The organism is Vibrio sp. 10N.222.49.C12 (assembly GCF_041475025.1).
In the GTDB taxonomy this organism is placed as follows: Bacteria; Pseudomonadota; Gammaproteobacteria; order Enterobacterales; family Vibrionaceae; genus Vibrio; species Vibrio crassostreae_C.
On the sequence record NZ_JBFRVF010000022.1, the window covers coordinates 66,956 to 82,066 of the forward strand.

At 46.6% G+C, this 15,111-nt stretch carries 10 protein-coding genes; 5 read left to right on the top strand and 5 right to left on the bottom strand.

What is annotated here, in order from left to right; translation table 11 throughout:
* Window positions 1–46 precede the first annotated feature (46 nt).
* The gene (priA, locus tag AB4583_RS07685; protein WP_372116957.1) at window positions 47–2,248 is read right to left on the bottom strand and encodes a primosomal protein N'; all 2,202 of its coding nucleotides are present in this window, start codon (window positions 2,246–2,248) and stop codon (window positions 47–49) included.
* A gap of 333 nt (window positions 2,249–2,581) precedes the next feature.
* Here priA and rpmE point away from each other — a divergent pair, with 333 nt between their 5' ends.
* Window positions 2,582–2,800 carry a 50S ribosomal protein L31 gene (gene rpmE, locus AB4583_RS07690; RefSeq protein WP_004737142.1) on the top strand — a complete coding sequence of 73 codons (219 nt, stop codon included), beginning with the start codon at window positions 2,582–2,584 and terminating at the stop codon, window positions 2,798–2,800.
* Between the two features lie 334 nt (window positions 2,801–3,134).
* The gene (locus AB4583_RS07695; RefSeq protein WP_372116958.1) at window positions 3,135–4,442 is read left to right on the top strand and encodes a malic enzyme-like NAD(P)-binding protein; all 1,308 of its coding nucleotides are present in this window, start codon (window positions 3,135–3,137) and stop codon (window positions 4,440–4,442) included.
* A gap of 214 nt (window positions 4,443–4,656) precedes the next feature.
* Here the strand turns inward: AB4583_RS07695 and metJ are convergent, their stop codons facing one another.
* A complete protein-coding gene (gene metJ, locus AB4583_RS07700) occupies window positions 4,657–4,977 on the bottom strand; it encodes a met regulon transcriptional regulator MetJ (protein WP_004415993.1) in 321 nt (106 codons plus the stop codon).
* Window positions 4,978–5,185: 208 nt separating this feature from the next.
* Between metJ and AB4583_RS07705 the strand changes: the two genes are divergently transcribed.
* From AB4583_RS07705 to metF, 3 genes are all read left to right on the top strand, one after another.
* Window positions 5,186–6,367, top strand: a complete 1,182-nt coding sequence (locus AB4583_RS07705; RefSeq protein ID WP_017063681.1) for an O-succinylhomoserine (thiol)-lyase — start codon at window positions 5,186–5,188, stop codon at window positions 6,365–6,367.
* A 2-nt stretch (window positions 6,368–6,369) separates the two neighbouring features.
* Window positions 6,370–8,781, top strand: coding sequence for a bifunctional aspartate kinase/homoserine dehydrogenase II (locus tag AB4583_RS07710; protein ID WP_372116959.1), 2,412 nt, complete (start codon window positions 6,370–6,372; stop codon window positions 8,779–8,781).
* 255 nt (window positions 8,782–9,036) lie between these two features.
* The gene (gene metF, locus AB4583_RS07715; RefSeq protein WP_371724714.1) at window positions 9,037–9,936 is read left to right on the top strand and encodes a methylenetetrahydrofolate reductase; all 900 of its coding nucleotides are present in this window, start codon (window positions 9,037–9,039) and stop codon (window positions 9,934–9,936) included.
* A gap of 124 nt (window positions 9,937–10,060) precedes the next feature.
* On the opposite strand, the gene AB4583_RS07720 is transcribed toward metF, so the two are convergent.
* The 3 genes from AB4583_RS07720 to argE form a co-directional block, all read right to left on the bottom strand.
* The gene (locus AB4583_RS07720; RefSeq protein ID WP_017061141.1) at window positions 10,061–10,600 is read right to left on the bottom strand and encodes a PadR family transcriptional regulator; all 540 of its coding nucleotides are present in this window, start codon (window positions 10,598–10,600) and stop codon (window positions 10,061–10,063) included.
* 349 nt (window positions 10,601–10,949) lie between these two features.
* Window positions 10,950–13,586, bottom strand: coding sequence for a phosphoenolpyruvate carboxylase (gene ppc, locus AB4583_RS07725; protein WP_017063683.1), 2,637 nt, complete (start codon window positions 13,584–13,586; stop codon window positions 10,950–10,952).
* A 252-nt stretch (window positions 13,587–13,838) separates the two neighbouring features.
* Window positions 13,839–14,975: an acetylornithine deacetylase gene (gene argE, locus AB4583_RS07730; RefSeq protein ID WP_009848891.1), complete on the bottom strand. Its 1,137-nt coding sequence runs from the start codon at window positions 14,973–14,975 to the stop codon at window positions 13,839–13,841.
* Between the last annotated feature and the right edge of the window lie 136 nt (window positions 14,976–15,111).

Genomic DNA, 15,111 nt, shown 5'->3' on the forward strand with positions numbered 1-15,111 from the left:
GAAATATTTGTGAACAAACTTATCGTTAGTTTTAACCCAAGTGGGTTTAGCTCAAATCTTGCGGCTCAATATCGAGTGACCAACGGACTTTTTTCGCAGCAGGTAACATATTGATGGCCGGCTTGGCACTCATTAATAGCTTCTGCATTAACGAGCGCGTCTGAGTTTGTAAGATTAACTGCCAGCGAGATTTGCCCGCTCGTTTTGCTAACGGAGCCGGGGTTGGCCCTAACACCATGCAATATTGATCAAACAGCGGGTGCGATTCCAATGTGTGACGAACTTGACGTAAGAACTCTTCCACCAAGCGCGTGTCGTTCGCTTCTGCTCTAAACAGCGTCATAAAGGTATAAGGTGGCAACATAGCCTGTTTACGCTCTGCCAAGGCCGTTTGAGCAAAGTGGTTATAATCTTTATGTAGTAGCGCCTGCAGCAGCCCGTGTTCTGGGTGGTGCGTTTGTAAGATAACCTCACCTGGCTTACTAGCACGACCTGCACGACCAGCCACTTGAATAAAAAGCTGAGCAAGACGCTCAGAGGCTCGGAAGTCACTGCTGTATAAAGAGCCATCGACATCCAATAACGCCACGAGTGTCACATCAGGGAAATGGTGGCCCTTAGCAAGCATCTGCGTACCGATAAGAATTTGATATTCCCCCTTACGAATCGACTCTAGTGCGCTTTCTAAGCTGCCTTTACGGCGGGTGCTGTCACGGTCAATACGAATGGTTTTGTATTCAGGGAATAGTTGGCCAAGCTGAGCCTCTAACTGCTCGGTACCGACACCCACAGTCACTAAGTTCGCAGACCCACAACCTTGGCAATTGTGCACGATATGCTGTTGCGAGCCACAATGGTGGCAGCGCATTTCATTACTGTATTGATGGTAGGTATAGTACGCATCACAGCGCTTACACTCGGCTGTCCAACCACAATCGTGACACATTAATGCCGGAGAAAACCCTCGACGATTGAGGAACAGCATCACTTGGTTGCCAGCTTTGAGGTGTCTTTGCATCTCTGCAATTAACGACGCAGACAGGCCACTTTCTAGATATTCACCTTTAACATCCAACACCTTATTGGTGGTCGGCAGTGCGACACCCGCACGTGAAGTCAGGGTGAGATAACTGTATTTACCTATTTGAGCGTTGTGCAGTGTTTCAAATGCTGGAGTCGCCGAGCCTAACACAACTGGAATCTGCGCTTTGTGCGCACGCATGATCGCCACATCACGAGCGTGGTAGCGCAGGCTATCTTGCTGTTTATAAGACGCGTCGTGTTCTTCATCGACAATGATAATACCTAGGTCAGCAAACGGCGTGAACAGAGCCGAACGGGTACCAATCACGATGCCCGCTATTTTATCGCGCGCCGATAACCAAGCATTCAGTCGCTCAGAATCGTTTAAACCTGAGTGGATAACCTCAACAGGTACATTAAAGCGTCGCTTAAAGCGGTTAATCGTTTGAGGGGTGAGGCCAATCTCGGGCACGAGCACTAACGCTTGTTTACCTTGGTCGAGAATCGGCTTAATCATATTAAGGTAAACCTCGGTCTTACCTGAGCCAGTAACGCCCTCTAACAGGAAGCAACCAAAGTCGGTTTGGCTATTTACGGTCGCAATCGCGATGGCTTGTTCGGCATTGAGCTTAGGCTTGTCTTGGTCGTTTTCAAGATCAACTGGCCACGGCTGACGCGTTGGCTTTTTCTCTACCGATTCAATCCAGCCTTTCTCTTCTAGCGTTTTGAGTACGGCGCTGCCAACTTCTTCATCAATGAACTCTTGATGAGGAACCGGGCCGTGTTCAAGCATGTGCATCACTTTGGCTTGCTTGACCGCGCGACCAAAACCTTGCATCAGTTGGTCTTTGCCTGATGGCGTTAACTGCCACTCAACCAGCGTCGCGAAGTCGGCGGCTTTGCCTTTTCTTAGAGCGCTCGGAAGGGCGTTAGCAAAGGTTTCGCCAAGGGGGTACTGATAAAACTGACTGCACCACATTAACAGTGAATAGACAGATTCCGGCCAAACGGGTTGGTTGTCTAATAAGGCTTTAATGGGCTTGAGCTTATCTAGCTCGAATTCTGATTCGTTAACCAGAGCCGTGACAATCCCAGTTAAGGTTTGTCGTCCAAAAGGCACAGAGACGCGACCACCAATAATCGGGAATAGGTGGTTTGGAATCTTGTAATCGAACTGCTTGTCGAGTGGAACAGGCAGCGCCACACGGGCAATCATTGGACGCATAAAGGGACGGCTTTATCTGAATTGACGAGAGCGAACAGTCTAAAGGATAAGGCGGTTAAATTCGAGAAGCAGTTTGAATGTGATGTGGCAGAGAAGCGGGTGAGGTTGGGGCCAAGCCAAGAATCACAGCCAGCAAAGGAAATAACGCCGATATTGGCGAAAAATGTATCAAATCAGTTGATCCTGCTTTATAGATTCATTACTATACTGCGCCTTAAAGGTATGGCTTCATCACTCTTTTGTGTCGATGCGGTGTCTTTATTTCTTTTTTTAAACTACGTGTGGTGTGCGGCTTAGAATCGTATAGCGACACGGCCTACTTGAGGTTATCCCATGAAAGCTGGAATCCACCCAGAATACAAAGCAGTTACTGCAACTTGTTCTTGCGGCAACACATTTGAGTTCAACTCAACGCTAGCAAAAGAATCAATCCACCTAGACGTATGTGACAAATGTCACCCGTTCTACACTGGTAAGCAACGTATCGTAGATACTGGCGGCCGTGTTGATCGCTTCAACAAGCGTTTCGGTGCTCTTTCTAGCAAGAAGTAATTCTCGCTATTTAGACATGAAAAAGGACACTTCGGTGTCCTTTTTTGTTGCCTGTAATTTGAGAAAGCACTGACTTCTATTCAAGCATCACTCTCACCCAACGATAAGTTGCCTCTCTATTCTATTTCAGGGCAATTCCTTGCGTATCTCTCTTCACCAAAATTCAGCACGAAACTTCAACAAGCGATAGTAATTTCAACTGCTCACTGGTCTTATTAGTAGTGAAATCTCGTTTTTTAATGAGACAGAGGCTTCAACCACCTAGGAACTTTGAAGTACATCCATTAACATGAACAAGATCCCCCAAATAATAATATCCTAGGAACCTACACCTATGTCTGAAGACAGCAGCCAAGCTCAATCCTCTCAAGCGTTATCATCTGAAAAATTGTTATCGCCTCAAGAACAATTCCGTCAGCAAGCTCTTGATTACCATGAGTTCCCAATTCCTGGCAAAATTGCCGTAGAACTGACGAAGCCTGCAAACTCTGCAGAAGACCTAGCACTTGCATACAGCCCTGGCGTGGCTGAGCCTGTTCGCGAGATCGCACAGAACGTTGATAACGTTTATAAGTACACAGGTAAAGGCAACATGGTTGCTGTTATCTCTAACGGTACAGCGATTCTTGGCCTAGGTAACCTTGGCCCTATTGCCTCTAAACCAGTTATGGAAGGTAAAGCGCTCTTGTTTAAGCGTTTTGCTGGTTTAGATTCTATCGATATTGAAGTGAAACACCGCACAATCGATGAGTTCGTTGATACGGTTGCGAATATCGCAGATACATTCGGCGGTATTAACCTGGAAGACATCAAAGCACCAGACTGTTTTGAGATTGAACGCCGCCTGATTGAACGTTGTGATGTTCCGGTATTCCACGATGACCAACATGGTACAGCGATTGTAACGGCAGCGGGTATGCTGAATGCGATCGAGCTTCAAGGTAAGAAACTTGAAGAGTGTAAGATCGTTTGTTTAGGTGCTGGCGCAGCGGCGGTTGCTTGTATGGAACTACTGATTAAGTGTGGCGCTCAGCGTGAAAAAATCTACATGCTTGACCGTAAAGGTGTGATCCATACTCGTCGTGATGACCTAAACGAATACAAAGAGCTGTTCGCAAATAACACTGATAAGCGTACGCTTGAAGATGTTATCGAAGGCGCTGACCTGTTCTTGGGTGTATCGGGGCCGAATCTACTGCCTGCTAAAGCACTAACGCTGATGGCTGATAAGCCTGTTGTGTTTGCATGTTCAAACCCAGATCCAGAGATCAAGCCTGAGCTTGCACACGAAGTTCGTTCTGACCTAATCATGGGTACAGGCCGCAGTGATTACCCTAACCAAGTGAACAACGTACTTTGTTTCCCATTCATTTTCCGTGGTGCACTAGACGTGCGTGCGAGCGAAATTAATGACGAAATGAAGCTAGCGGCGGTTAAAGCGATTCGTGAACTGGCGAAAGAAGAAGTTCCAGCTGAAGTACTAGCAGCTGCGGGCGAGACTGCACTGGAGTTCGGTAAGGGTTACATCATTCCTAAGCCAATGGACCCACGTCTACTTCCTCGCGTAGCACGAGCAGTTGCGGAAGCGGCTGTTGAATCTGGCGTAGCTCGTATTGAGATGCCTGCTAACTACATGGCTTAATGCCTTAATAGCGTAATAGCGTAATAGCGTAATAGCGTAATAGTTTAATAGCTGTTGCTCTATTGAGCCAAAAAGAATAATAAAAAACCGACTCATCTGGAGTCGGTTTTTTTATGTCTATCATTCACAGCGCAATCATAAAAAGCTATGCGCGATGTGATAAATAAGGTTCAGCTAGAGCGAATCAATAATGAAGGCAGTGACTGAGTTGTTTTTATTCTTCGTCAAACGCTTCGAACTCGATACCCATCTCTGTCATCAGCTTTTTCACTTCAGCAGGAATATCGTCTGGGCGGTCTTTACGAAGGTCTTCATCCGTTGGTAGTGGTTGGCCTGTGTACGCATGTAGAAAGGCTTCGCACAGTAGCTCACTGTTTGTTGCATGGCGTAGGTTATTAATCTGGCGGCGAGTACGCTCGTCAGTAAGAACCTTTAACACTTTTAGAGGGATAGAAACTGTAATTTTCTTTACTTGTTCGCTTTTCTTTCCATGCTCAGCATATGGGCTTATGTATTCACCATTCCAGTCGGCCATTGCGTACCTTCATCACTTTAGTTGTTAGAATAAATTAATAGTGGTGATTTTAGCGGGATTTACTGCCATAAGCAAAGACATATAGACGTCTAGAAGTGTTGACGTCTCACGTTTATGAAAGTAAAGTGAATAACATATATCTAACACAGCCGCAAAATGCCGACAAGCCGCTGTGATTCTCAGACGCAAAACTTGTAAGGAAGCACCTATGAGCAGCCGGAAGCCAGCAACAATCGCAGTACGTACTGGTATCGAGTCAGACACGCAACACCATGCCGTTGTCCCACCCATTTATCTTTCGACTAACTATGGGTTTCCCGCTTTTGGTGAAGTGCCAAAGTACGATTACACCCGTTCTGGTAACCCAAACCGCGGTTTATTAGAGACGGCACTGTTTGAGCTTGAATCAGGCAAAGGCGCGGTTGTGACTAACTGTGGTACTTCGGCGCTTAACTTATGGGTTTCGGCTTTCTTAGGCGGCGATGATCTTATTATTGCACCGCACGATTGCTACGGCGGTACTTACCGTCTCTTTAACACTCGCTCGCTAAAAGGTGACTTCAAAGTTCTGTTCGTTGATCAATCGGATCAAGCAGCGCTGGATGCGGCGCTCGCGCTTAAGCCAAAGTTGATCTTAATTGAAACCCCATCGAATCCACTGGTTCGCGTGGTTGATATTGCAGAAACTTGCCGTAAAGCGAAAGAGGTTGGTGCTCTGGTTGCTGTCGACAACACGTTTTTGACACCTGTGTTCCAAAAGCCTTTAGAGCTGGGTGCTGATTTTGTTATCCACTCAACCACTAAGTACATCAATGGACACTCAGATGTTATTGGTGGCGTTGTGGTCACTAAGACAGAAGAACACGCTGAAGAGTTAGCATGGTGGGGCAACTGTATTGGTGCGACCGGCACACCATTTGATAGCTACATGACTTTACGTGGTATTCGTACGCTAGGTGCGCGTATGCGAGTTCACGAAGAAAGCTCACGTGAAATTCTAGCGTCTCTGCAGCAACAAGATCTTGTTGGCACTATTTACCACCCAAGCCTTCCTGAACATCCGGGTCATGATATCGCGAAGAAACAGCAATCGGGCTTTGGTTCCATGCTCAGTTTTGAGTTTGCGGGCTCATTCGAGGCGCTTAAATACTTTGTTGATAAGTTAGAGCTGTTTTCTTTGGCAGAATCATTGGGCGGTGTTGAAAGCCTGATTTGTCACCCTGCGTCGATGACTCACCGCGCGATGGGTGAAGAAGCCTTAGCAGAAGCGGGTGTTTCTCAGCAACTACTGCGTCTATCTGTTGGCCTTGAAGATGCAGAAGACCTAATCGATGACCTCAAGCAAGCGTTTGAAAGAACACAGCGCTTTATCGCTGAAGGGGAGGGTTAATAATGGCAACCTTTCGCCAGCTACATAAATTTGGTGGCAGCAGTTTAGCGAATCCTGAATGTTACCAACGCGTGGTCAACATTCTTAGAGAATACTCATCAGCATCTGATTTGGTGGTGGTATCGGCAGCAGGCAAAACAACCAACCGTTTGATTGAATTTGTTGAAGCGCTCGACAAAGATGGTCGTATTGCCCATGAATGCCTACAAGCACTTCGTCAGTTCCAACTCGATCTGATTGAAGCACTGCTTGAGGGTGAATCAGCCGCACAACTTACTTCAACCATTCAACAAGAATTTACCGCTTTGGGTGAGCTAACGGCTCCCTTGAGCGAAGCACAAAAAGCAAAAGTGCTTGGACACGGTGAGGTTTGGTCTTCACGTCTACTCGCGGCTTTGTTGTGCCAGCATGATTTACAAGCCGTTGCTCAAGATGCGCGTGCTTTTTTACGTGCAGAAGTGGGCGCTCAGCCTGAAGTCGACCGCGCACGTTCTTACCCTCTGATCAAAGAAGCCTTGGCGCAGCATGCACATTGCCGCGTGGTGATTACGGGCTTTATGGCTCAGAACTGCGAGGGTGAAACGGTATTGCTTGGCCGTAACGGTTCGGATTACTCAGCAACCGTGATTGGTGCTTTGGCTGAAGTTGAACGCGTGACGATTTGGAGTGATGTGGCAGGCGTTTACAGCGCTGACCCTCGTCTGGTTTCAGATGCGTGTCTATTGCCTCTACTTCGCCTTGATGAAGCCAGCGAATTGGCTCGTCTTGCCGCTCCAGTGCTTCATAGCCGCACACTACAGCCAGTCGCGCAAAGTGCGATGGATCTGAGCTTGCGTTGCAGCTATCAGCCAGAATCTGGTTCGACTCAGATTGAGCGTGTTCTGGCATCGGGTCGCGGTGCAAAAATCATTACCTCTTTGGATGAAGTGCTTATCGTGCAACTGACCTTTGGTCACGGCCATGATTTCGACCGTCTAGAGAGTGAAGTGCTTGAAGGGCTTAAGCGTGCTCAACTTGAGCCGCTTGCTTATGAGCTTGAACCGGATCAACACTGTTTGCGTCTTGCCTACACAGAAGAGATCGCTGGTGGTGCATTAGAATATCTCCAAGACCATGCGATTGAAGCTGAGATTAAGCTAAAAGAAGGTTTCTCTCTGATTGCTGCAGTGGGTGCGGGTGTGACTAAGAACCCTAACCATTGCTACGGTTTCTACCAGCAGCTTAAGAGCTCGCCGGTTGAGTTCATCTCAGAAGCGAACTCAGGCTTAAGCTTGGTGGCTGTGATTCGTAATAGTGAAACATCAAGTCTAGTGAAAGGCATTCATTCTCAACTGTTCCAAGCGCAGAAGCGTGTTGCGATTGCCTTGTGTGGTAAGGGCAATATTGGTTCAAGCTGGTTAAGCCTGTTTGCTGAGCAAAAAGCGGAACTTGAAAAGCGCCGTGGAATGAACTTTGAATTGGTTGCCGTGGTTGATAGCCAAACCTATTGGTTTGACGATCAAGGCATTGATGCGACGTCTGTTAGTAAGCGTTTTGATGATGAAGCGATTGCTAATAATGGTAACGATTGGTTAGAGCGCTTAGGTTCGATTCAGGGTTACGATGAAGCGGTGGTTCTTGATGTTACAGCGAGCCCAGTGCTTGCAGCAAAATATCTGCAAATCGCACAACAAGGCATTCATTTGATCTCGGCCAACAAGGTTGCAGGCTCTGCATCAAGTGAGTATTACCATCAGGTGCAAGATGCGTTTGCTAAGATCAGCCGTCACTGGTTATACAACGCGACCGTTGGTGCAGGTTTGCCGATTAACCACACGGTACGCGACCTGCGTGAGAGTGGCGATGACATCATTGCGTTGTCAGGCATCTTCTCAGGCACGTTGTCTTGGTTGTTCCAACAGTTTGATGGCACAGTACCGTTCAGTGAGTTGGTCGACTTAGCATGGCAACAAGGCCTTACTGAACCAGACCCACGTGCTGACTTAGATGGTTCAGACGTAATGCGTAAGTTGGTGATTCTAGCGCGTGAATCTGGTTTAGAGATCGAGCCTGAAAACGTAAAAGTCGAATCGCTAGTACCTGAAGCGCTGCAAGATTTATCAGTGGATGATTTCTTTGATAAGGCTTCTGTGTTGAGTGAAGAACTGGCCGAGCGTTTAGAAAAAGCGCACTCTCAGCAGAAGGTTTTACGTTACGTAGCGCGTTTAGAGAAGAACGGCAAGGCAACGGTCGGTGTGGAGGCGTTGTCGAAAGAGCATGCGCTGGCTAACTTACTGCCTTGCGATAACATCTTTGCGATTGAGAGCAAATGGTACAAAGATAATCCATTGGTTATTCGTGGCCCAGGAGCGGGGCGTGAAGTGACGGCAGGTGCAATTCAATCTGATCTAAACAGAATGTCTAGCCTGTTTTAAATTCTAAATAGCATACTATTCACTAAGATAAATAAGGCTGGAAGCACGATGTGTTTTTCAGCCTTTTTTTTTACATTATTTCTTCTTGGCAACTCACCTATCGACTTGAGTTTTTCTCACGATCTACTTGAGAAAAATTCATAATGGATCTGTTGACATTAAATCGTATTCAATACATTCTACAGACATATAGACGTCTAAACGTCGTTTAAGGATTTGAGTTTTAGTGGTTGTTTTTGCCACAGGGAGAGTAAGATGGGATACACACACGCAGGCCATATCGACGCTTTAAATCAGAATATCGCTGAGCTTTCTGACAACATCAATGTGTCATTTGAGTTTTTTCCACCAAGCAGTGAGAAGATGGAAGAGACCTTGTGGAATTCTGTTCACCGTCTTAAAACACTCCAACCAAAATTTGTATCAGTAACCTACGGTGCAAACTCGGGTGAGCGTGATCGTACCCACTCAATTATTAAAGAAATTAAGAACCAAACAGGCCTAATTGCTGCACCACACTTAACGTGTATTGATGCTAGCCGTGAAGAGCTGATTCAAATTGCTGATGATTACTGGGCAAATGGCATTGAGAGCATTGTTGCGTTGCGTGGTGATATCCCAGCAGGCGGTGGCGCTCCAGATATGTATGCATCTGACTTGGTTGAGCTGCTTAAATCTCGCCACGACTTTGATATCTCTGTTGCAGCTTTCCCTGAGGTTCACCCTGAAGCAAAAAGTGCTCAATCAGACCTTATTAACCTGAAGCGTAAAGTGGATGCTGGCGCTAACCGTGCCATCACGCAATTCTTTTTTGATGTAGAAAGTTACTTACGTTTCCGTGATCGCTGTGTGGCGGCAGGTATCGATGTTGAAATCGTACCGGGCATCTTACCTGTTTCTAACTTCAAGCAAGCATCTCGCTTTGCTGCGATGAACAACGTAAAAGTACCGGGCTGGATGGCGAAGCAGTTTGAAGGTTTGGATGATGATCCAACGACTCGTCAGCTTGTTGGTGCTAGCCAAGCAATTGATATGGTTCGTACACTGAGCCGTGAAGGTGTGAAAGATTTCCACTTCTACACGCTAAACCGTGCAGAAATGACTTATGCACTTTGCCATACGCTAGGTGTTCGTCCGCAAGTCGCTGCGCTGTAAGAAAAGTCTAAGAAGTAAAGCCTAAGCACTTGTAAAAAGCCTCTGGCAGTAACATTTCAAATCCTATAGATACAAAAAAGGCTTGGACTCATAGAGTTCAAGCCTTTTGCTTTTCTAGCTTAACTTAAGCTAGAGCGCCAAGTTCAAGCAGTACTTCTTCAGCCCATACAATCCATGCTTCACGGATAAGTAGGTTACGACGAAGTGTTAGACGCTCAAGGCGTGCTTGCTTGTCTAGTGTCGATGGCGTTGCGTAGTAAGCTGCTTCGATTTCACGGTAGTGAGAAACCAGTTTGCGAGACTCTTCTACTAGCTCAGCAAGTTGTACACGGTAAGCGTCAGAAGGTTGTACAGCACAAGCCATTAGCTTAGCTGAGAACTCGTCACGAACGGTTGGGTGTGCAGTTGGTTGTTCAAACCATTCACCTAGCGCGCCACGGCCAGCATCAGTGATAGAGTAAACTTTACGATCAGGTTTGCCTTCTTGAGGCTCAAGCACGCAAGTTACCTGGTCGTTCTGAGCCATTTTATTTAGCTCGCGGTAAACTTGTTGATGGCTAGCTTTCCAGAAGTAACCAATGCTTGCGGAGAATTCTTTTGTGATATCGTAACCAGTAGCATCGCGTGTACTTAAAACGGTTAGAATTACGTGTGGTAATGACATGTCTGAAATCCAAATGGTAAACAGTAAACAAATACTTAAACAACAAGTGTGCTTCTAATGGCACGTTATATTGGTTATGTCTAAGTAGCACCAACTCATCGGTTGGTTATGTCACCTTACAAAGCCGTTTATCACCTAGGTTGACCAGTTTATTGGTCAAGTTGCTGCAGATTATTTTTTTGGAGTGCTTCCGCAGCGGAGCAGTAGTATATCTAAATAATAAGCATAAAGTAGAATACATGGACAAAATAACCCAAAAAACTGACAAAAAACTCACTATTGCTTATTTTGTGAAATAAAAAGGTCGCACTAGGCGACCTTTTGTCTGTTGAATGGTAGGAATCACTAATTAACCAGTGTTTCGCATGCCTGCTGCAATGCCTGCAATCGTCACCATTAGCGCTTCTTCAAGCTCTGCTGGTGGTGTTTCACACTTACGAGTACGGTAAAGCAGTTCAGCTTGAAGCATGTTTAGTGGCTCAACGTAGATGTTACGTAGGCGGATTGACTCAAGTCCCCAAGGGTCGCTCTGCATTAGGTTCTCGTTGTTCTCAACATTTAGCACGGCTTTGATGTCTTTTTGCAGCTGTTCACGCAGTAACTCACCTAATGGTAATAGCTCTTCGTCAACAAGGCGTTGGTCGTAGTACTTAGCGATTTCCATGTTGCACTTCGAGTACACCATTTCCAACATACCGAGACGGGTAGAGAAGAACGGCCACTCGCGACACATCTCTTCGAGCAGGGCTTGATGGCCTTGATCTACAGAGTACTGAATCGCTTCACCAGCGCCTAACCATGCAGGCAGTACCAAACGGTTTTGGCTCCAAGAGAAGATCCATGGAATCGCACGTAGGCTTTCTACGCCGCCGTTCGGGTTACGTTTCGCAGGGCGAGAGCCAAGAGGCAGTTTACCTAGCTCCAGTTCAGGTGTCGCTTGACGGAAGTAAGGTACGAATTTCTCTTCGCCACGAACCACGTTGCGGTAAGCCTCACAAGATACTTGAGATAGCACTTCCATTAGGTCGCGCCACTCTTGTTTTGGCTCAGGTGGCGGCAGAAGGTTCGCCTCTAGAATCGCGCTTGCGTAAAGGTTGAAGCTGTTTACAGCAACGTCTGGTAAGCCAAGTTTAAAGCGGATCATTTCGCCTTGCTCTGTTACACGTAAACCGCCTTTCAAGCTCTTAGGTGGCTGAGAAAGAAGAGCAGCGTGCGCCGGAGCACCACCACGACCAACCGTACCGCCACGACCGTGGAATAGAGTCAGTTCAATGCCTTCTTCATCACAAACCTTAACCAGTTTGTCCATTGCATCATATTGAGCCCAACCTGCAGACATTACGCCCGCATCTTTCGCTGAGTCAGAGTATCCGATCATCACCATTTGGTGGTTCTGGATAAAGCCACGGTACAAGTCGATGCTCATTAGCTGTTTCATTACTGCTTCTGAGTTGTTCAAGTCGTCTAGCGTTTCGAACAGCGGACATACGTCCATGCGGTATGGGCAGCCACATTCTTGCAGTAGTAAGTGAACAGCCAGTACATCTGATGCAGTACGAGCCATAGAAATTACGTAAGCACCGAAGGCTTCACGAGGTTGAGCAGCAATAACCTTGCAGGTGTCTAAAACCTCTTTAACCTGTTCAGATGGCTCCCAATCGCGAGGAAGAAGCGGACGCTTAGAGCTTAATTCATTGGTTAAGAAAGCAATCTTGTCTTGCTCGCTCCACTGGTCGTAGTCGCCAATGCCTAGGTAGCGAGTCAGTTCAGACAGCACATCTGAGTGACGTGTACTTTCTTGACGAACATCGAGACGCACTAGGTGTACACCGAATGCTTTTAGGCGGCGCAAGGTATCAAGTAGAGAACCGTCTGCGATTACGCCCATGCCACATTCGTGCAGCGATTGGTAACACGCGTAAAGCGGTGTCCAAAGTTGGTCGATGTTCTGTAGTGTTTCTTTCTTCGGTACTTCAGCATCATGCAGTTTTGCATCGAGCACTTCTAACGTGTTGTTCAGCAGAGTACGTAGGCTCTTTAGGATTGCTCGGTAAGCTTCGTGTTCATCACCTGCTAGCTCACGAACGGCATCATTACACTTAGTCATTGACAGTTCGGTAATCAGCTCGTTTACGTCACCTAGGTAAAGGTCAGCGGCTTTCCAGCGAGATAGGCGCAGTACTTCTTTGGTGATGGTGTGCGTTACGAATGGGTTACCATCGCGATCACCGCCCATCCAAGATGAGAAGTGTACCGGGCGCGCATCAATTGGTAGACCTTCACCAAGGTAGCCTTTTAGTCGGCCGTCCATTTCACGTAGGAAATCTGGTACAGCTTCCCAAAGTGAGTTTTCAACAACCGCAAAGCCCCATTTCGCTTCATCAAGTGGCGTGGGGCGTTGCTGACGAATCACATCTGAGTGCCAACCTTGAGCGATCAGTTGCTCTAGGCGGCGTTCGGTTTTCACGCGCTCTTTGTGTGATAGGTCGCTTAATTCTAATTTAGACAGACACTCGTTGATCTTAACTAGCTTGTTGATCATGGTGCGACGAGTGATTTCTGTTGGGTGTGCAGTCAGAACGAGTTCAATGTTCAGGTCGCGAACGGCTTGAGCCGCGTCTAGCTTGCTGATGTCATTCTGGTTTAATTTGGAAAATAGAGATTGCAGCACGTCTGGTTCACAAACATGCTCCTCACAGTGGCGAGAGATGGTGTGGTACTGCTCTGCCATGTTGGTGAGGTTGAGAAATTGGTTAAATGCACGAGCAACAGGAGTGAGTTGTTCGTTCGGCAGGTTTTTGATTTCTTCAACTAGGCTGTCACGGTCAGCTTTGTTGCCTGCGCGGGCGGATTTGGAAAGTTTACGGATAGTCTCCACTTTCTCTAAGATAACGTCACCATGTGCATCTTGGATTGTGTTACCTAGCAAGCGTCCCAGCATGCTTACGTTACTCTTGAGAGCGGCGTATTTCTCGTTCATTGTCATCCTGCCTCGTAAAAAAATTACATCCATTGTTCCTTGTTAAGTACACAATCTAGCGAAAAGTGCTGTATCTAGTCAAATAAAGCATTCTAAGTTTGCAATTATTAGTTTTCGAAATGCGGGAGAAGTAAATTCCCCAATAGTTCGGAATTAAAGTGAAATTTAATTACAAGATCAGGCTGTGTCTGGGATAACAGAATAAAAGCCACCTTTTCGGGTAGCTTTTATACGAAAATATTGGAAGAAAAGTAATAACTAGAAACAATATTTGCGGATCGACTTACTCAGAACATCAATCGTTGGATCGATAAAATCGAAGCTTAGGAACTCATCTGGTTGGTGAGCTTGGTCGATTGAGCCTGGACCCAGCACTAAGGTTGGGCAAAGTTCTTGAAGGAAAGGTGCTTCTGTACAGTAGTTCACGGTTTGTGATTCAGTTTCGCAAACTGATTCCATGCCACCGATAAATGGATGGTCATGTTGGCACTCGTAACCCGGGATAGGTTCGTGCAGTGGCGTAATCTCAATTCTGCCCGGCCATTTTGCTTCTACTTCTTTGAGTGCGCTGCGCAGCATGTTATCCAAACCATCTAAGCTGATACCCGGTAAAGGACGTACATCGTAGTGCAGCTCACAGCAACCACAGATACGGTTCGCGCTGTCGCCACCGTGAATATGGCCAAGGTTTAGAGTGGGGCTTGGAATTGCGAAACCCGGGTGGTGATACTCTTTGACTAGCTTGTCACGCAGTTGCATTAAAGCGAACAACACTTCATGCATGATCTCGATGGCGTTGACACCTAATGCAGGATCAGAAGAGTGACCTGATTTACCCGTTACTCGCACAGCGTTAGCAACATGGCCTTTATGGCCACGAATCGGCACAAGGCTGGTTGGCTCACCAATAATGCAGTAATCCGGTTTAAACGGTGCATTTTCAGTGAAATGACGCGCACCCAGCATGGTGGTCTCTTCGTCACAGGTTGCCAATACATATAGCGGCTTGGTCTGTTTGCTCCAATCCATCTTCTTTGCCGCTTCATAAACGAAAGCGAAAAAGCCTTTCATATCGGCCGTGCCTAACCCATAGAAGCGATTGTTGTGCTCTGTTAGTGCGTGAGGGTCGAAGTTCCAACGTCCTTCATCAAATGGCACTGTGTCGCTGTGTCCTGCGAGTAGCAAGCCACCTTCGCCCGATCCCATCTTAGCGACCATATTATGCTTGCCGGGTTCGACTTCCACGACTTCAACGCTAAAGCCTACGTCTTTAAACCATTGAGCCATTTTTTCGATCACTTTCTCGTTGCCATGATCCCAGCTTGGATCGGTCGAGCTAATAGAGTCTGTGGAAATTAGGCCTTTGTAGACCTCAAGAAAACTCGGTAATTGCATAATAACTTCACTTCTACTATTGACAGGAAAACCATAAGTCGGTAAAACACATATTAAATCATATTTAATGCATAAGAAATCAAATAAAGCTAAAAATTAAGTATGAATAGTCAAATTTGAAATGTAACTTACCTCA